Below are 18,761 nucleotides of genomic sequence, written 5' to 3' on the forward strand. Positions count from 1 at the left end.
ATGAATAGAAAAAATACCCCGAAAGTTAATGATTCGTAGCTAAACTTTCGGGGCATTATCTTTTTAAAGAAGTCGGTTACTTTGCATTTGCAAACTTGAAGCTTGTTTTTCGTTCCTTCTCATCCCAAATGAGATGGGCGTTGAAGATTTTACCGCCTTTTTTAAATCCTTTGATTAAATCGGTTTCGCCGGAAGTTAATAATTTTTTCAGGTTCGTTTGCGTTATCGTTTTTCCGAGAATTTTTTTGGAAACCGAGAATTTACAGTTGGCTTTTTTATAATTTGAACAACCGTAAAAAGTACCGTGGTCAACAATGGATCCATCACAAAGTATGCATTTCCCGACAACTGTTTTTTCTTTCTTATATTTTTTAGTATAGGGATTGTTTTCAGTAATCTTCTCCACATCGTGTTGATTGAATGCCCATTCTTTTTCCCGCTCGCCGGCATCTGCTATCAATTTATCTGCCAGTTTTTTTACCTGTTCCATAAATACTTGGGGAGATGCGTTCCCTTCACCAATTTCAGAAAGTCGTTGCTCCCATTTAGCAGTCATGGACGCGGACGTTAAAATGCTTTCTCCCAGTGCCTCAATGAGCAGCATTCCCTTCGTAGTTGCAAACACCTGGTTTTTCCTCACTTCGATGTAGTTCCGGTCTTTCAGTGTGCCGATAATACCGGCGCGCGTAGCTTCCGTACCTAATCCTTCTGTTTTCGATAATACCTTTTCCAGTTCCACATCTTCCAAATGTTTGCCTGCGGTTTTCATGACTGTAATGAGATTACCTTCCGAATAGCGGTTTGGCGGCTGGGTTTCACCTTTCTTGACATTCGCTTTTACAACGGTCCCTTGTTCATTTTCCTGAAGAAGGGGGAGCAGTTCATCTTTGTCCGCATTATCTTTCGAATGATGAATTACTTTGCGCCAACCTTCCTCCAGCAGCACTTTCCCTTTGGAAATGAATTCCGCGCGCTGATCGACAAGTGAGTGAATTGTCGTATAGGAGAATATGGCATTATTGTAATGGGCCGCAATCACTTGCCTTGCTACTAAATCATAAATTTTTGCTTCTTCCGCACTGAGGTTTGCCATATTCGGAACTTGCTCAGTAATGATAATAGCATGGTGATCGGTTACCTTTTTTTCATTGACAAATCTTTTGTTGTTCAGAAGGGAAGTTACCGGTGGCGGTAACAGATTTTTATATTGCTCCAACTTGCCTAACTGTCCAAGAATCGCCGGTAATGTTTTCGCTTCCTCGTTCGTCAGAAATTGTGAATCCGATCTTGGATAGGAAACGACGCCTTTCAAATAGAGTTTCTGTAAAATATCGAGCGTCATTTGTGGTGAAAATTTAAAAGCTTTGTTTGCTGTTGCCTGTAGTGCAGACAAATTGAACAAAAGAGGGGGTGCATATTCCTTCTTTTCTTTTTTAATATTTGTGATTTCTACGTTTTTATTGATGCAAAAGTTGGCTGCAGCAATTGCCTGGCGTTCCTCGAGAAGCCTGGTCACATTGTTTTTATGCCATTTCGCTTTTAGAAGTTTGCCATTAAAGTTAAATTCTGCTTCCACTTCCCAAAACGGTTCTGGTTTAAAGTTCGCAATCTCATGCTCACGTTTTACGATGAGCGCCAATGTCGGTGTTTGTACTCTGCCAATGGAAAAGACATCTTTTACGCCATTACGTTTGAGGAGTACCGTATACAATCTGGATGTATTGATACCAATCAGCCAATCGGCACAGGAGCGGCTCAGTGCTTCAAAATAAATATTTCTCGTTTTCTCTTCCGGCAGTAAATTGGCAAATCCATTTTTCACCGCATTTTCCGTTAAGGAAGATATCCATAATCTCTTCATTGGTTTATTTACACCGCATACTTTTAAAATGGTGCGTATAATGAGTTCACCTTCACGCCCTGCATCCCCGCCGATGATAACTTCCCGAATATCCGGTCTTTTGACGAGTGTTTTTATAATATTGAACTGTTTATATTTTGTCTTTGTAACCTTGTATTCGAAACGTTCTGGAATGATCGGCAATGTTTCCAATGTCCATTTCTTCCATGAGGCGTTGTATTCTTCCGGGGCCTTCAATTCACATAGATGACCGATCGCCCATGTAATGAGCGCACCTTCCGGAAAGTACGTGTTTGGCTTAACTTCAAAATAACCAGCCTTTTTAGTAAATGAAAACGGGGCAGCCAATTTTGCTGCCTGATCTGGTTTTTCTGCAATTACTATTTTCATATATCCTTCTCCTACTAATAATAATTACAAATCCTATAGTAATAATTATAGAGTAATTTACAGCAAAATGGGGGATGAAACAATTTTCATTGCGAAGGATTGTTAGGGGAATTGTTTCACTATTTTGTCACTTCTTTAGCCTAACAGAGACAATTAATTTTTATTGTAAAAATGTTATAAATTTGAACAAATAAATATCATTTTTTATGAAAATCTCATATAATATATTGACAAAATGACGAATTATTCGTATTTTGACTAAATAGATTAATGAATTTACTGAATAGTCTTGACTGAAATAGGATAAATTTGTACACTGTGTAAAGTCAAATGTTTTTTCGGTGAGTACAAATATCAATTTTGAGAGTAAGGATATGATGAGATGATAGTATGTAAATTTGGCGGCACATCTGTCGCGAGTGCAGAACAAATCAAAAAAGTAGCAAGCATTGTGAAGTCTAATCCTGAAAGAAAGATTGTCGCTGTTTCGGCGCCTGGTAAGCGTTCAAGTGATGATATTAAAGTGACGGATTTATTAATAGATTTAGCAAACACCGTAATTAATAAAGGCGATGTTGAAGCAAAAATTAAAGCTGTAGTAGACCGTTACCGTAATATCGCTGAAGATCTTGGTTTAGACAATACAATTTCAGATATTATTGAACAGGATATACGCGGGCGTGTGACAGAAAATTGGTCAAACAAAGACTTATTCTTAGATAATATAAAAGCAAGCGGTGAAGATAACAACGCAAAACTGATTGCGTGTTATTTTAATGCAATTGGCATGCCTGCAAAATATATAAGTCCAAAAGATAAGCTGATTTTAAATGACTTTCCGGAACGTACGTATGCACTGCCGGAAGCATACGAAAACTTGAGTGTATTGAAAAATACAGAGGAGATTATCATTTTCCCTGGATTCTTCGGTTATACAAAGGCAGGCATTTTACGTACATTTGACCGTGGCGGATCTGATATTACTGGTTCCATTTTGGCATCTGCCGTTGGGGCAAAGCTATATGAAAACTTTACGGATGTGGACTGTGTATTCGCTGCAAACCCTAAAGTCGTAAATGATCCAGTCGATATTAAAGAAATTACGTATCGCGAAATGCGTGAATTATCGTACGCAGGTTTTTCCGTATTCCATGATGAGGCATTGATGCCGGTCTATAAACAAGGTATTCCGGTCAATATTAAAAACACAAATAACCCGTCTGCATCAGGCACGTTGATTTTACCAACGCGTCCTGCAACAAATCGCCCGGTTACAGGGATTTCGGCGGACAGCGGTTTTTCAATATTATATGTATCAAAATATTTAATGAATCGGGAAGTTGGCTTTGGCCGCAAGCTTCTTCAGATTATTGAAGAAGAAAATATTTCCTATGAGCATACACCATCTGGTTTAGACGATATTTCAGTTATCATGCGTTCAAGCCAGCTGACACCTGAAATTGAAGAACGTATTGTAAGACGCGTTAAGAATGAACTATGTGCAGATGATGTTCAATTCAGCCATAACTTTTCAATGATTGTCATTGTCGGGGAAGGTATGCGCCATAATACAGGCTTGGCTGCTCGAGCTGCAACGGCAATCTCTGCAACAGGTGCAAATATTGAAATGATTAATCAAGGTTCTTCGGAAGTTAGTCTTGTGTTTGGCGTTCGTTCAGAATTTGAAGATCAAATTTTAAAGGGACTTTATGAAGAGTTTTTTGCAACAATTACTTCGTTTTAGATAATATTTAGTCGAATCCACATTGGGTTCGGCTTTTTTCTTTGGAATTTTGGGTAATGTAATAAAAAAGCCATAGAATAGAGGGATAAGTACATAAAAATGAGGGGGAGACAAAATGAAAATAGAAATTTTTTCTGATTTCGCTTGTCCGTTTTGTTATATCGCGAAAACGAAGTTATTCCAAGCAATAAAACAGTTAAATTTAGATGAGGAAACGGAAGTCGTTTACAGGGCGTTCGAGTTAAATCCTAAAGCTTCAAAGTCGGAATCAATATCATATGTCGATACGATTTTCAAAAAGAAAAATAATGATCTCCGTAAAACGGAAGAATTTATGGAAGCGTTGGAAATGCATGCAAAGGAGGCAGGTGTCCTATTCAACATTGATAAGGTAGTGCTGGCCAATACAAAAAATGCCCATCGCTTATGTAAGCTGGCTAAGCTTTATGAAAAAGAATTGGAGTTTGTAAATATTGTGATGGAAAAATTCTTTTCGGAAGGACTAAATTTAAACAACACGGAAGCACTGTTAGCCATTTGTGAACAAATTGGCATCGACCGGAACATGGCACAAAAAATAATAAAGGAACAACAATTCACTGAAGAGTTAATGTTGGATCGCTATGAGGCCCAGCAACTGCAAATATCAAGTGTTCCTTTTTTCGTATTTGAAGACCATTACGGAATCAGAGGGGTTGAACCAATAGAGGTATTTACCAATACATTGCTTCAAACGAAGGAATATATGAAAAAAAATCAAAAATAGAGATAGAGTTTACTAGTTGGAGGAAGTCTTGTGGAAAGAATAAAACGAGTTATTAAACTGATTTTCAGAAATTTATATTATTACCGAGTCGATTATATACGGACATTTGCGATTTTGCGTATTGTGCAGGCATTTATTTTACTGCCGCTCATCTGGCTCATAACAGCTATTGTCATGGATATTACAGGGGTGCAGGTCATAACGCAGGACAGTATCCTTTACTTACTGACAAATCTGTTTGCGTTATTTGGAATAGGAATTATTCTTTTTATTGGAATTGTATTCATTTATTATGAATTAGGATTTTTAATATTACTTGCCTACTATCAGCAGCGCGCGATTCCATATACATGGAAAGATCTATTAAAACGATTAAATCAGAAGGTTGTCTATTTTGTTAGTTTGCAGACATTACTGATTGTCGTTTATCTGCTGTTATTAATTCCGCTTATTTCTTCCTTATTGCCAGTTTCATTGATTCAAAATATCAATGTACCAAGCTTTATTATAGATGAACTTTTAAATTCACGTAATGGCACGATTCTATATGTTGTGCTAATAATTATAATGAGTTTTATAAGCTTACGATTTATTTTTACATGGCCATTTTTTACGGTTTACCAAGAGCTTACAATTTTTAAGGCTTTAAAAATGAGCTGGCAGTTTTCGAAAAGAAAACTACTCGAGACAATCGGGATGATCGGCCTTATTGTTCTTGTTAATTTAACGCTTTTATTATTCGCGTTATTCATAATATTGACACCGTTATTTATCATCGAAAAAATTAAACCGGATTGGGGCCTTGTTACTGCAAGCTTTACATTGACACTTGCACAGGGCGTTATCATCCTGTTTTTCACTATATTGCAAGTGTTCTTTACCCAGTTGCTTGTTATGGTAGCATTTCAGTTAACACGTCACAAACCATTAATCGTTCAGGAGGAACCATTTAGACAAACAATTCGTCAGTGGACCTTTATCATTGTCGTATTCGCTTTTTTCCTTGTGAGCGGTATTAATTTAATCAGTTTGGAAAAGACGATTTACGAACCGGATACAAACATCATTTCCCATCGAGGTTTTATGGATGGCGGTGTGGAGAACACCTTGAATGCGATTGAGGCGGCAAAAGAGGCCGAGGCAGATATGGTGGAAATCGATATTCAGCAAACGAAGGATGGAGATTTTGTCGTTCATCACGATAAAACTTTATCACGTTTGTCAGGTGAAGATGATATCATCTATGATTTAACACTGAATGAATTAGTCACAACAACTGTTTTGGCGGATGGTTTCAGCGACACGATCGCTTCTTTTGAGGAAGTGCTTGAAATGAGTCATGATTTAAATATAAAATTGCTTATTGAGTTGAAAACACATGGTTTTGAAACAGAAGACTTTCTACAGCGCTTTGTGGATCTGCTTGATGAATATGATGCCTTGGATTATCATTATGTTCAATCACCTGATATACCGACAATGGAAATGCTTGAAGACATGGAACCCCGGATTCATACCGGCCATATATACTCTATCGCATACGGTAAGTTACCGGAATCCAATGCGGACTTTATTTCAGTAGAGCAGTCCTTTGCGACGAAAAATATTCAGAAGCAGGTTGAGGATCGCGGCATGGAATTGTTCGTCTGGACGATAAATGATGAATCGGATATGCAGAAATTTTATGAGAAAAATGTAAATGGCGTTATTACCGACCATCCGGATGAAGCGCTTTCAAAACGTGAAAAATTTGATGAAAAGCAAAATTTTATACAAAGGATACTTAACAAAATTAAGATTATTTATTAAGGGGAAATCAATGCAGACTTATACGTACGAAGTATTAGGGGATATAAAATCTACGGAACAGCGGCCAGTTTACAATGAGTCCGGAGAGCAGGTCCTGAAAGTTCAGCGCATATATGATAATGGGTTGAAAAAACTGCTGGACGGCTATTTCGATCACCGCTATTTTTTAAAATATGCGGTGCTTCGTAATGATGGACAATCAGTCTTCGAAGTGAAGAAGATTTTCAGACGCGGGAAAGTGTGGTTTGAAGGGAAAGATCTTGTTCTAAACGAAAAATATATTATTAATTATGAAAACTGGCGTATTGGAGTTCCGGAACTATTTATTTCAAACGAAAAATTTAAAATGAAAATCGATAAAGAAATGGAAGACTGGTCCAACTTTATTATTAATGATGAGGTTATCGCAAGGTGGCTTGCTGTTTATGATGAACAATCGGATTTGTTTTCGGTTAAGCTCGTTATTTGGGAAGAAGCGCCTGTACAGGACCCGGCATTTTACATTGCAATTGCGCAGGCGACACTATTTATTGGAGTATAGGAGAATAAAAGATGAATGTTGTATTTGTATTAACAGAAACGGCTGAAGAAGTATTGCAAATGGTCAGTCAAGATGTGGCGGGACTGCTTGCTGCCGTCAAGGGCGAAAGCGTTTCGTTTCCGTTTGGCAGCTACCAGTATGACAGCCACACACTGGATCATTATTTACTGGAAAATGGTACATACCAGCAAGAACTGGTCATTTATTTAAAGCCGGAGCAGAAAAAGAATGAGACGATTTTGCCGTTACCAAAAATGCAGGATGAACGTAGCTGATTGGCATCAATTATGTATACGTTTCGCCTAAATAAAGGAAATTAATTTCACTTGTCGAATGTATTGATTGAATACATATTGGCAGGTGAATTTTTTTGCGTCAGCTAAATTTATTTGATCTGGAGTATGAACAGTATCAGCCGAAATTTCAATTGATGGATCCTGTGAAGGAAATTTTAATCGATGAGCAATTGGATAGTGAAACCTATCATTATCGCAAATATTATGAAGCCCATATTATCAATAAAGTAGGGGAAGTTACGAACATTCACATAAGTACAGCTGGAGTCATTACCTATGAAGTAGATATATACGGAGCAAAATATTATTTGCTTGAAGAGGAACTTGTTTAAAAAGGAATTTAAAAAGGAGAAGAGGCCGGGATATAAGTAGAATTATTGCTAAATAAAAGGAAAGCCTTTATTAAGAAATGGATATATTGCAAAATTGATTGGAATGGAGGGCGACTCCTGCGGGAATAGCGTGACGCCTGAGACTACAGGCTCAGGCCACGCCCGCGGAAAGCGTCCCGGAATGGAAATCAATTTTAACGCTCAGCAAAAAAAGCTATTTTTCTCTCAGAGAAAAATAGCTTTTTTGGATTATGTCCTGGCCTCTTCTTTATTTATTTTTCCGTTCTAGTTTCATACCGATAATACGGATGACGATGCCGAATAGGATAAATACCCATCCGATGCCGATAAATACATAATTTAATGTTTGGTTAGTATTAGGCAGGACGCCAAACAAACCTAAACAAACGACAATAATGCCGGAAAATGATATTAGCATTCCTGCTGTTACAATATTCACGAACTTCACCTCTGAAAGATTCTATCATGACTCACTTTCGAACACAATCTCTCCAAACTCCTTGGGTAAAAAGGAATATTTTTATTTAAAATACAATATATTGAAACTATTGCCATTATTTAGGCGTATAATAGAGAGAAAACAAAGGAGGAATTAAAATGAAAAAATGGACAACCACTCTAGGCATGTCGATTGTTTCTCTAGGATTGCTTGCCAGTCCTGCTCTTGCAGAGGCATCTGTTAACCCGAAAGATGAAAGGGTGCCCATCTATGTTGCGATGACAGACGAAAGTGTCACAAAAGAACAGCTGATTCAAATATTAAAGACGAAATTACCGGAGATGTTTGCTACATACTCTAACGGTGATTTCCAAATGACATCGATGAGCTATCATTATGCAGACGATTTGACGACACGTTATGAGCTAACATTCCAGAAAAAAGTTAACAAACAAATGGAGGGCGGTAGTGTATCATTCAGATCGGACAATCTTGAAATAGAGTACTTATATTTCAATCCTGCAAGTATGAAGGATGCATTATTCCCAGGAAAAATAACGGAAGAGCAAGGACGTAAAATTGCAGAAGATTTCGTTAAGAAAGTTGCGTCGTCTTCCAATTATGTATTATCAAATGAAACACCTAGTTATTACAGCCGTCTCATAACGGATCCAATTACGTATAACTACAGCTTCACTTCAACTGAAAAAGATATTCCAATTCAGGATCAGTCGATGGTAGTAAGTGTACTGGGCGATGGCAAAATCCAGTATTTCACACAAGTGAGTCCGGAACAAAAACGGATGTCATTTGAAGAGGCGACAAATGTAGTTTCTAAAGAAGCCGCTTTAGAAAAGATGAAGGATCAACTAAATTTAACTTTGCAATATTCGATTGATTATATGTCGATGTCTTCCAAACCTTCTGTAAAACTTGTATACTTACCAGCGCCAAATGTCATTGGATTACATGCAACATCAAATAAATGGGCAACAACTACAGGTAAGATGGATTCTTTAAATAACAAGTTAGCGTTACAACCGCTTGCTCCAAAACAATTAAAAGAACCATCACCAATTACTATTGACGATGCTAAAGAAATCGCAAAACAGTTAGTAGAGAGCCAGGGGAATACAACTAAATTCACGATTGACCATGCCTATGAACATGAAATGAATGACCAGGCAGTAATCAGTGTTTCATATTCTTACCGCTACCGAAACGGTTCATTCGGTTCTTCGATCGAGTTCAATAAAAATACCGGGGAACTTATTTCATACTCTGATTTCTATAGTCCAATGCCGTTTGAAGATGATGAAACGGAAAACTCAGTACCAAGATTGGATAAGGATAAAGTTTTAGCAGCAGCTGAAAAGTATGTGAAGGAACTTGCTCCGACATCTGTACATGAATATGCTAAGGCAAATACAGAACCCGTTTATGATAAAGAATCGAAAGTGCATTATGTGAATTTCCCGCGAATTAAAAACGGACTGATTGTAAATGGTGACAGTCTTTCGGTAACAATCGATGATGAAGGGAAATTAAAATCATTCTACCGCTATCCATTAGAAATTGAGGAATGGCCGGATGCTGCTGCATCAGTTTCAAGTGAAGAGGCAAAGAAGCTATTTGCTGATGCACTGGATGTTAAGCTTGTTTACCACAGACTGCAAAATGAAGACGGAAAATACGAACTCGTATATGTGCCGACAGTGAAGGGACAAGAGTACTATCAAATCGATGCGAACAGCGGTGAAGTTTTCAGTCCATATGCTCAAACTGAAAAAGCGAAAGTTACTCACCCGACTGCCGAAAAGGAACTGAACTATTTAATCCAGGCAGGTGCGATTGAGGTAAATGATCCGAAAAGTTTCAATGCGGATACAGCCATTTCTCAAGGGCAGGCATTACAAATGATAATAAAATCCATCACTTATTTCTATGAAGATTATTATGCATACCGTCAGGAGCAGCCACCTGTTTCATTTGAAGATATTAATCCGGAACATCCTTACTATAATGTAGTGGAAACGGCAACACGTCTAGGTATCTTAAATCCGCTTGAAGATGAATTGAACATCGACCAAAAAGTAACAAATGAACAATTAGCCGTTTGGTACATCCGTACACTTGGTCTTGAACAAGCAGCAAAGCATCCTGATATTTATCAGTTAACGATCAAAGATGCAGCTGATGTGGATCCGGAAAAAATCGGCTATGTAGCGATTTCACACGTGTTAGGACTTCAAGGTACTGATCAATCAATGTTCCTGCCGAAAAAAGAAGTGACATATGCACAACTTGCAAAATCCATTATTGAGCTTGCATACGAAATTGCAGAAAAGCGAAACAGCGGCTCATATTACTACTAAGCGCTTTTATACTTCTAAACTCGTGAAGTTTTTAAACACTTCACGGGTTTTTTAATATTTTTTAATAAAATAAGGAATATATGTTCTCTTTTGTGTAATCGTTAGTGGTTTAACTGTACCAACTTGTGATAAAATAATTTAAAGTGCTAAACTGAAAAAAATCGCGATAATTTTTTTGAAACGTTGTAAGATAGTACAAGTAACGAATCAATAATGGAAGTTGGGAAAAGAATGCAAAAAAATAAATACCGAATTCATAGTAATGTTCTTTTTGAAATTGCGCAAAGCCGATCATTTACAGAAAAGGACAATATCGATGAACGCTTTGATGAAGAGGGAAAAATTAAATTACTAAGTGACCGTGCTGGAGCGGACTTATCACTTTCTATTGTAAAAACTGAAGATGGAATCGCTTATTCAGTGAAATGGGACGACTCTGAAGAAGTTTTCAAAGGTTGGAACATGGCATGGGAAGAATTTATTTGGTGCTTAGGTGTTGTCAATAAACCACTTGAAGAAGCGGCAAAGAAAGCAGCTGAAGAAGCAAAACGTCGTGCAGCTGAAGAAGCATTACTGGCAGAAGAAAATGCAGAACTTGAAGAAGCTGTAACTGAGGAAACGGTATCAGAAGAAGCTTCAACTTCAACTGAAGAATCATCTAAATAATCGTAAAAAGCGCCTTCGCAATATAATTGCAGAAGGCGTTTTTTAGTGTGCCCGGCATGCACAACAGCTTGGTGGTGAAAGTCCACTACAGGCTTGGCAGTAGGAACTGTTAGCGAAAGACAAGGGTGTCCATGGTGACGTGGAATCTGAAGGAAGTCGGACGCAAACTCTCGAACTGACGAACAGAAATCAGATAAAAGGCTGACTTGGGACGGATGAGCTTGCTAAACAAAGCGAAGTCCAATACTGCCCAAATCCCATACAGTAAATCTGGCAGTTACATGAGAGGAAGGCGGTTGTGCTTACCCGGGGAGGTCTCTTGAGGGTTATCTAATTAACAATTTGTTTAGTGATAAATGGATGAATCAAGAGAAGTCAGCAGAAGCCATAGTAGTCTTCGACCGAAGATGAAGGGCCGAACAATCTTTTAATCTTGAAAGAAACAAGGAGGTGGAGACATCCCGCCAAAACACAGAAAACATCAAGGTATAGACCAAATAGATGGCTACTTATAGAGGGATAAGCTGGAAGCGAAAGAGTATATAAGAGTGTGTAGGGATGTAAACATGGAAATGAAGAAACAAGAAAGTATCAATTTAATTGACAGAGTAACGTCTCATAGAAACCTATGGAACGCATACAAGAAAGTAAAAGGGAATGGTGGAGCACCTGGAATCGATGGTATCACAGTTGATGGACTGAAAGCGCATTTAATGAAATATGAAGAACCATTGAAAAGGAAATTAAAAGATGGTTCCTATCAGCCACAACCAGTGAAGCGGGTAGCTATCCCAAAAGCGGATGGCTCCAAACGATATCTAGGTATACCATGTGTATTAGACCGAGTTGTGCAACAAGCCATTTTACAAGTAATCCATCCAATTATTGATCCACACTTCTCGAATAAAAGCTTTGGTTTCCGAAAAGGTCGAAATCAACACCAAGCGATTGCCCTTGCGAAGAGATATTACGAGGAAGGTTTTCGAACAGTGGTCGATTGTGACTTGAAAAGCTACTTTGACACAATCCATCATCAACGGCTACGAGCTTATCTAGAAGAATTCATAACAGATAAAATCGTACTTAAGTTAATATGGAAATTCCTACGCTCTGGCATATTGGACAAGGATATCCTCATTGAAACGACAGAAGGTACACCTCAAGGTGGTCCACTCTCTCCTATTCTAGCAAATGTGTACTTAAACAAGCTAGATAGAGAATTAGAAAAACGAGGACATCGATTCATTCGCTATGCGGATGATTTCGTGATTTATGTGAAGTCGCCAAGAGCAGGTGAACGGGTCATGACAAGTGTCAAGAAATTTATCGAAGATGAACTGGGTCTAACAATCAATGAGCAGAAAAGTAAAGTATGTGGAGCAACAGCAGCTACATTCCTAGGTTTTCATCTTCAAAATCTGTCGGGAAAGTTGGATACCGACCAATCAAGTCCGCCAAGAAACGACTAAAAGATAAGTTAAAAACATTGACGAGTCGTAAACGAACCGGGACATTTCGTGAGATTGTGAAAAGAATCAATCAAACAACGGTGGGTTGGATAAATTACTATGGTATCGCTAACATGAAAACTTTTATCAGAGAAATACAAGCATGGCTAAATCATCGCTTACGTCAATTAATATGGAAACGGTGGAAACTACCACGAACAAAATATGCGAAATTAAGCCAATACGGAATCCAACATGATGAAGCCATGAAAACGGCACATTCAAGAAAAGGATACTGGCGAATATCACGAAGTGAGGTTCTACACCAAGCCATTCCAAATAAAAGGCTCGTAAAGTGGGGACTGAAAGACCTGTCCCAACTTTACGAGCGAAGATACTCAAAAGATTGAACCGCCGTATACGGAACCGTACGTACGGTGGTGTGAGAGGTCGGCTAATTAAATAATAATTAGCCTCCTACTCGATTTGTAATTCATTTGGAGAAAAAACATCCACCCTCCCTCTATAAATGTTGATGTATCAATGGCTTGCGCCATTTATGAGCGTCAAAAAATATTTTTTCGACTCGTACATCTATCGTTATTTTGTAATTATTGATTTTTCTTACATATTGTCCGTAAGCTTCGCTAAAGGAGGAACCATTAACTGGTAATCATTCTCCTAATCCAGTGCAGTATCTCGATGCACTTTTGGATCTCTGCGTAGCTTATGATGACGGACCCTCCCATGTCTCTAGGCGTCTGATTGCGCGTACATTCCTTCGTTCGGTCTATTCATAAGGCAGAGGCTGGCGATGCTCCCTAGGGGACTCGTTTGATTGGTCATCAACGGTCGGATGGTGAAAATAATGCCGGCTTCTCCGTGTCATCCTCTTGTTTTGACTTCCGATGGTGGCGCTTAGGCAGCCGTTTGAAGACTGGCGAAATCGGTTATCATTTGATGTTCGTTAAATATGGTTTTCTTTTTGCACAAGGCATGTAAAACTTTTAGTAACTTCCCACAAAGCAGAACGATGGATTGCTTCTTGCGGAGTGGGTTTTGAGTACGTGTTGTGTAATAGTCATGCAGTTGCTTAAAGGCTGGATTATGCAAGATTAACGGCATCATGACTCGGAATAAGAGGGCGCGAAGTTTGCGTCTTCCTCGTTTGGAAATCCGTTTTTGTCCTTTTTGTTGACCAGAAGAGTTTTCACGCAACGTGAGTCCCGCTAGTTTAATTAATTGGCGTGGATGCGCATATTGTGTGAGGGAACCAACTTCTGATAGTAAATCGACAATGGTGACGTCTCCGATTCCCGGTACCGATGCTAAATACTCATAATCTGTCATTTGTTTGGCGAGCTCGATTAATTGAGCCGTTAATTCGTCGAGTTGAGCTTGCATTAATTTCACTTGAGAAAGTAGTGTGGCGATTTCAAGTTTGGCCATCACTAAACCTTCTGTCAGTCCGATTGAGTGTTCCGCAACTTCGACTAATTGCTTTGCCTTGGGTAGTTGGGGGCTTTTCATCCCTTCTACTTGGCGGTATAAGAACAGTAGCTCTTCCGGTGTTTTCCCTTTGATATCCGAGGGTAGTGGTGTCATTTCGAGCACCGCATACGCCATTTTCCCGAAGCTTTTAAATACTTGTGTGAACTCTGGGAAAAAGCGATCTAACCAACGAATCATACGATTTTGTAGGGCATTTAAATCTTCTTGAATCTTTGAACGCAATGTCGCACCATTTCGCAACTCGGCTTCGATTCCTTCGAGAGTTCGAGGATAGCTGAAGCGACCATCCCGCATAAGGCGAGCGATGACAAGTGCGTCTTTTTGATCATTCTTCGTTTGAAGGTTGTCATCCAATTCCTTGGAACGATTGACGTGCATTGGGTTGACCATCACGAATGGAATTCCGTAGCTTGTCAGAAACGCCGCCAAGTTCATCCAGTAGTGTCCTGTCGGCTCAAAACCAACAAGAATTTCCTGTTTTTCATGTGTAGCTTTTAATGTAAGCAGTCGCTCATGAAAGCCTTCAAATCCAAAGCGTGACTGCGCAATAGGAAATGATTTTTGGAGCACCCGGCCTCGATCATCAATAGCACAGGCAAAATGTTTGTGCTTGGCGATGTCGATACCGATCACGAGTGTATTTTCAGAAACTTGATTAATTTTATGGTTCGTATTAGAATTCATTATGATAGTCCTCTCGTAGATGAATGAGTCAATTTAGTCGTTGATACTCAAGCATCATACAGGAGGGCTTTTTTGTTTTCAAGTCCCCGAAAATCCTTCTAACAGGAATGCTCCATATAAGAGGAAGTGGATGTTTTACAATGCTTATTTATCTGAACTGACAATCGCATAGCGTTCCCATTTTCGGCTACGCCAGCGGAAAATAACGAGTATTGCACGTATCCATTCATCACATGCAATAGCCAGCCAGACACCGACAAGACCTAAATCAAGAACGAAGACGAATAAATAACCTAGCGATAAGCCGATCAAAATCATGGAAACGAATCCAATACGCACAGGGTAAGCGGCATCCCCGGAAGCACGCAATGAATTGATGATTGTAATGTTAACCGTACGTCCAGTTTCCAGTAAAATACTTAATAGTAATACACTGGCCCCGATTTTAATAATTTCTTCATTACTAGTGAATAGGCCCATCAATGATTCTCTGAAGAGAATAATAATTGCAACCATTGATAATGTAAAAATCAGTGCCGATTTTACACCAAACCATACTTTATTATAGGCCAACTCTTTATCACCAGCTCCGACATACCGTCCAACTAAAATAGCAGTTGCCATCCCAATCGCCATGGCGAAAAGATAAGTAAACATCGAGATATTCACGGCATACTGACGGGCAGACAATGCCTCGGCCCCTATAAAGGTTACATAATAGAGAAGGACAATTTGATTTGTCTGGTAAAGCACCTGTTCCAATGCTGAGGGTATCCCGATTTTTAATATTTTGGAAATATAGTTTTTAGACAATCGATAGTAATCCGCCCACTCGATACGAACTTCTAACGCCTGGTATAAGAGCCAGAAAAAAACAGCCGCAGCAAGCACACGACTAATAATAGAAGAAATCGCTGCACCTTCCACACCTAGTTCCGGCATCCCGAATTTCCCAAAAATTAAAATATAGTTTAAAACGACGTGCACAATATTCATTGCAAGCGAAACGTACATCGTTTGTTTCGTCCAGCCTTGTACACGAATAATGGAAGACATGGAAGTAATTAAAGCCTGAACGAATATAAATCCTCCGACAATGACTAAATAGCTTTGCGCTGCTTCCAATACAGCACCTTGCAGGTTCATCATCTTCATTAAAACATCTGAAAACAATAAAAATAACCCGCTGATGACTAAACCGACGAGCAAATTGAGTGTAACCGATAAAGCAGCAATTTGTGATGCTTCAGCAATTAGTCTTGATCCTAAATATTGTGAAACAACAATGGAAGCACCTGTACCGATAACCCCCAGTAATAAAATTGCAATTTGTATATATTGATTGGCTGTTCCTACACCGGCTACTGCATCATCCGACACAGCACTTAACATAAAAGTATCCGCTAATCCCATTAGCATAAATAGGAACAACTCTAAAAATAATGGCCATGTTAACTTAAATAAACTTAATTCTTTCGTGCCTTTTTCCAATCAGTTCACTCTTTCTATTGTTAAAATCAAAACAAAAAATATATTAGCATAAATTGTTACTATAGGATAGTTTTTTACTCATACGTTTAAAAAGGGTAAAAAATCATGAGAAATTTGTTGAAATGAAGTTATATTTAGTCAAATAGTTAAGTTTATTCAGAAATTTGTAATATGTTATCGACACAATTCGACTTTTTGTTATCGAATTGTAATATAGGTGGTATGTAGTTGTCATGTTACTGAAATATAGAAAGGTTATGCTAGTTCATGTTGAATCAAAAAGATTTTTCACGACACTTTTTCTGGAGGGAAATATTCAAGTATGATCAAGAAAGTAGTAGCATTTATTGCGGTTATGATCGCAAGCACATTTATTTTTGTAGGAACGTCAGAGGCAGCTTCACATACAATCAAAAAAGGCGAGAATTTAACAATGCTAGCGAAGAAATATGATACATCAGTAAAAGAACTCATGGCATTGAATGATTTAAAGACTTCAAAAGTACAAGTAAAACAAGTCCTTAAATTACCAAGCCATATTAAAAATAAACCAGCAGTAAAGAAAACAACAGTAAAAAAATCCGCAACACATCCAAGTAATGTAAAAAAAACAATTAAGATGTCAGCAACGGCCTATACGGCAAGTTGCAAAGGATGTTCAGGTATTACGAAAACAGGGTTAAATTTACGTAAAAACCCTAGTTTGAAGGTGATAGCCGTTGATCCGAAAATCATTCCACTTGGTTCGAAAGTATGGGTGGAAGGCTATGGAATAGCAGTTGCCGGTGATATTGGCAGTGCCATAAAAGGAAAAAAAATTGACGTCTTTATTAGTAAAAAGGCGACAGCTAAAAACTGGGGACGAAAAACTGTTACTGTAAAAATCCTAAAATCATAAAACAAAGCCTATTGCGAGGGAATGATACTTTCTCACAATAGGTTTTTTCATTTTACGTTATAATAAATAGAGATATTACGAAAGGAATGGAAATGTGAAATGTTCTTTTATGAGACTACTTGCCGGTATTGCCGGAAACCATTCAAATTGATGGAAGGCACTAAAAAATATCAGCAATTTAAAGTAAATCGACAAGCCAGCGTTAGTTGTGATGATTGTGAACGGCGGATCGAAGCAGATTCCAGGAAATATTTGTTCAACCGTGATTAGGGAGCACCCATCATTTTTCTTATTTGGCGAAGTTCCCGAATTAATTTATCGATTTCATTTTGCATTTGCTTAAAATCAGATTCATTACCTTTATCATTGGATGGTTGCTGTCCATTTTGTTCCTCAAGCAGCTTTAACGCGATACCGGCAGAAATCATACCCAATACATCGCCGATTGTAGTGACAGCAGCACCTGCATAGGCAAGTCTGGCAGCAATTATCTCCAAAGAGGGTGTAGCATCCATTTCACTTTTCAAATGTATTCCTCCTATTCTAAGGCAAATCCCTTACCTTATGTATATACGCTTGAAAAGTTTTCATTATATGTTTTATTGTGAGTTGATACAAAAAAGGAGTTGGTTAATTATGGAGGGCAAAAAAGTAGAAATAAAATGTAGAAACTGTCAGGAACAAATGACAATTGATTTTTCTTCCGATCGCTTTTCATCGCAAATACAAATATTTAACGGGAAAAAACAACAGAAAAGAACATATATTAAGGAATGCCCGCATTGCCATACAATCAACTCTGTCACGAGCGATAAAAAAGAGGAGTGGGGCAATCGAAAAGGCCCTAATTTTAAGCTGTTTATGTTTTCCGGGTTGTTTGGCTGCTTAGGATTTATCATAATTGGTCTCCTTTTTCTTTATTTTGCGTTTAAAGGATTCGGTTTTGTTGTAGATTGGTTATTTAATTAAGGAAAGAATCAACTTTCGTGCTATAATAAAGAGCTTGTGGAGGTGTAGTTAATGTCAAAAAAATGGACAATCCATTCAATTCGTGAATATGTTGAAAAGAATACAGATACAAAATTATTATCAACTGAATTTAAAGGTTTTTCACAAAAGTTAGATTTCCAATGTGCGTGCGGGAACACATTCCAAAAACCTTGGAAAAAATTCAAAGAAAATAAACAGCAAAAGTGTGAAGTGTGCCAACCACCAAAAGAATCACGCTAATCAAATATCTATGTAACATCAAAAAACGCTATTTTTCTCTGAGAGAAAAATAGCGTTTCTTTGCTGAGCGTTAAAATTGATTTCCATTCCGGGACGCTTTCCGCGGGCGTGAGGCCAATAGGATGTTGGTCACAAAAGCGTTGCCACAGGACGTGGCGTTCTTAGCTTTTGTTCCTAGTCTCAGGCGTCACGCTATTCCCGCAGGAAGCTTTGCTTGTAGCGAAAGGCGTAGCCGTCAGCTAGTGTTTTAGCAGTGCG

At 38.3% G+C, this 18,761-nt stretch carries 18 protein-coding genes; 13 read left to right on the plus strand and 5 right to left on the minus strand.

All coding sequences use genetic code 11. The annotated features are described in order from the left end of the window. Nucleotides 1-76: 76 nt before the first annotated feature. Nucleotides 77-2,251, minus strand: coding sequence for a DNA topoisomerase III (locus MKY71_RS06945; protein ID WP_340731980.1), 2,175 nt, complete (start codon nt 2,249-2,251; stop codon nt 77-79). Nucleotides 2,252-2,633: 382 nt separating this feature from the next. On the opposite strand from MKY71_RS06945, the gene MKY71_RS06950 reads away from it, so the two are divergent. From MKY71_RS06950 to MKY71_RS06975, 6 genes are all read left to right on the plus strand, one after another. Further along, the gene (locus MKY71_RS06950) at nt 2,634-3,995 is read left to right on the plus strand and encodes an aspartate kinase (protein ID WP_339176037.1); all 1,362 of its coding nucleotides are present in this window, start codon (nt 2,634-2,636) and stop codon (nt 3,993-3,995) included. Nucleotides 3,996-4,110: 115 nt separating this feature from the next. Further along, nucleotides 4,111-4,761, plus strand: a complete 651-nt coding sequence (locus MKY71_RS06955) for a DsbA family oxidoreductase (protein ID WP_339176038.1) — start codon at nt 4,111-4,113, stop codon at nt 4,759-4,761. A 30-nt stretch (nt 4,762-4,791) separates the two neighbouring features. Continuing rightward, complete coding sequence (locus MKY71_RS06960; protein ID WP_340731981.1) at nt 4,792-6,570, plus strand: glycerophosphoryl diester phosphodiesterase membrane domain-containing protein; 1,779 nt, start codon at nt 4,792-4,794, stop codon at nt 6,568-6,570. Nucleotides 6,571-6,580: 10 nt separating this feature from the next. After that, nucleotides 6,581-7,111, plus strand: coding sequence for a tubby C-terminal domain-like protein (locus tag MKY71_RS06965; protein WP_340731982.1), 531 nt, complete (start codon nt 6,581-6,583; stop codon nt 7,109-7,111). Between the two features lie 11 nt (nt 7,112-7,122). Beyond that, entirely contained in the window at nt 7,123-7,386 is a 264-nt protein-coding gene (locus tag MKY71_RS06970) for a thymidylate synthase (protein WP_340731983.1), read from the plus strand. Between the two features lie 95 nt (nt 7,387-7,481). Next, entirely contained in the window at nt 7,482-7,739 is a 258-nt protein-coding gene (locus tag MKY71_RS06975; RefSeq protein ID WP_340731984.1) for a hypothetical protein, read from the plus strand. 268 nt (nt 7,740-8,007) lie between these two features. Here the strand turns inward: MKY71_RS06975 and MKY71_RS06980 are convergent, their stop codons facing one another. Continuing rightward, entirely contained in the window at nt 8,008-8,199 is a 192-nt protein-coding gene (locus MKY71_RS06980; protein WP_339176046.1) for a hypothetical protein, read from the minus strand. 158 nt (nt 8,200-8,357) lie between these two features. Between MKY71_RS06980 and MKY71_RS06985 the strand changes: the two genes are divergently transcribed. The 4 genes from MKY71_RS06985 (at nt 8,358) to MKY71_RS07000 (ending at nt 13,098) form a co-directional block, all read left to right on the plus strand. Beyond that, complete coding sequence (locus MKY71_RS06985) at nt 8,358-10,574, plus strand: YcdB/YcdC domain-containing protein (RefSeq protein ID WP_340731985.1); 2,217 nt, start codon at nt 8,358-8,360, stop codon at nt 10,572-10,574. 231 nt (nt 10,575-10,805) lie between these two features. Beyond that, the gene (locus MKY71_RS06990; RefSeq protein ID WP_340731986.1) at nt 10,806-11,240 is read left to right on the plus strand and encodes a homoserine dehydrogenase; all 435 of its coding nucleotides are present in this window, start codon (nt 10,806-10,808) and stop codon (nt 11,238-11,240) included. Between the two features lie 572 nt (nt 11,241-11,812). Beyond that, nucleotides 11,813-12,709, plus strand: coding sequence for a group II intron reverse transcriptase/maturase (gene ltrA / locus MKY71_RS06995; protein WP_340731702.1), 897 nt, complete (start codon nt 11,813-11,815; stop codon nt 12,707-12,709). Further along, entirely contained in the window at nt 12,613-13,098 is a 486-nt protein-coding gene (locus tag MKY71_RS07000; protein ID WP_340731987.1) for a group II intron maturase-specific domain-containing protein, read from the plus strand. The genes ltrA and MKY71_RS07000 overlap by 97 nt, the downstream gene beginning before the upstream one ends. A gap of 508 nt (nt 13,099-13,606) precedes the next feature. Here MKY71_RS07000 and MKY71_RS07005 read toward each other — a convergent pair. Further along, nucleotides 13,607-14,884 carry an IS110 family transposase gene (locus tag MKY71_RS07005; protein WP_340731988.1) on the minus strand — a complete coding sequence of 426 codons (1,278 nt, stop codon included), beginning with the start codon at nt 14,882-14,884 and terminating at the stop codon, nt 13,607-13,609. A 144-nt stretch (nt 14,885-15,028) separates the two neighbouring features. Next, the gene (locus MKY71_RS07010; RefSeq protein WP_339176049.1) at nt 15,029-16,375 is read right to left on the minus strand and encodes an MATE family efflux transporter; all 1,347 of its coding nucleotides are present in this window, start codon (nt 16,373-16,375) and stop codon (nt 15,029-15,031) included. 322 nt (nt 16,376-16,697) lie between these two features. On the opposite strand from MKY71_RS07010, the gene MKY71_RS07015 reads away from it, so the two are divergent. Then, nucleotides 16,698-17,273 (plus strand): 3D domain-containing protein, encoded by a 576-nt coding sequence (locus MKY71_RS07015; protein WP_340731989.1) that lies wholly within the window; start codon nt 16,698-16,700, stop codon nt 17,271-17,273. A 266-nt stretch (nt 17,274-17,539) separates the two neighbouring features. Here the strand turns inward: MKY71_RS07015 and MKY71_RS07020 are convergent, their stop codons facing one another. After that, nucleotides 17,540-17,800, minus strand: coding sequence for a hypothetical protein (locus MKY71_RS07020; RefSeq protein ID WP_339176051.1), 261 nt, complete (start codon nt 17,798-17,800; stop codon nt 17,540-17,542). 109 nt (nt 17,801-17,909) lie between these two features. On the opposite strand from MKY71_RS07020, the gene MKY71_RS07025 reads away from it, so the two are divergent. Both MKY71_RS07025 and MKY71_RS07030 read left to right on the plus strand, forming a co-directional pair. Continuing rightward, nucleotides 17,910-18,242 (plus strand): redox protein, encoded by a 333-nt coding sequence (locus MKY71_RS07025; protein ID WP_340731990.1) that lies wholly within the window; start codon nt 17,910-17,912, stop codon nt 18,240-18,242. Between the two features lie 51 nt (nt 18,243-18,293). Next, nucleotides 18,294-18,503 carry a hypothetical protein gene (locus tag MKY71_RS07030; protein WP_241368462.1) on the plus strand — a complete coding sequence of 70 codons (210 nt, stop codon included), beginning with the start codon at nt 18,294-18,296 and terminating at the stop codon, nt 18,501-18,503. The last annotated feature ends 258 nt before the right edge of the window (nt 18,504-18,761 follow it).

The organism is Solibacillus sp. FSL W7-1324 (assembly GCF_038008025.1).
Taxonomy (GTDB): Bacteria; Bacillota; Bacilli; order Bacillales_A; family Planococcaceae; genus Solibacillus.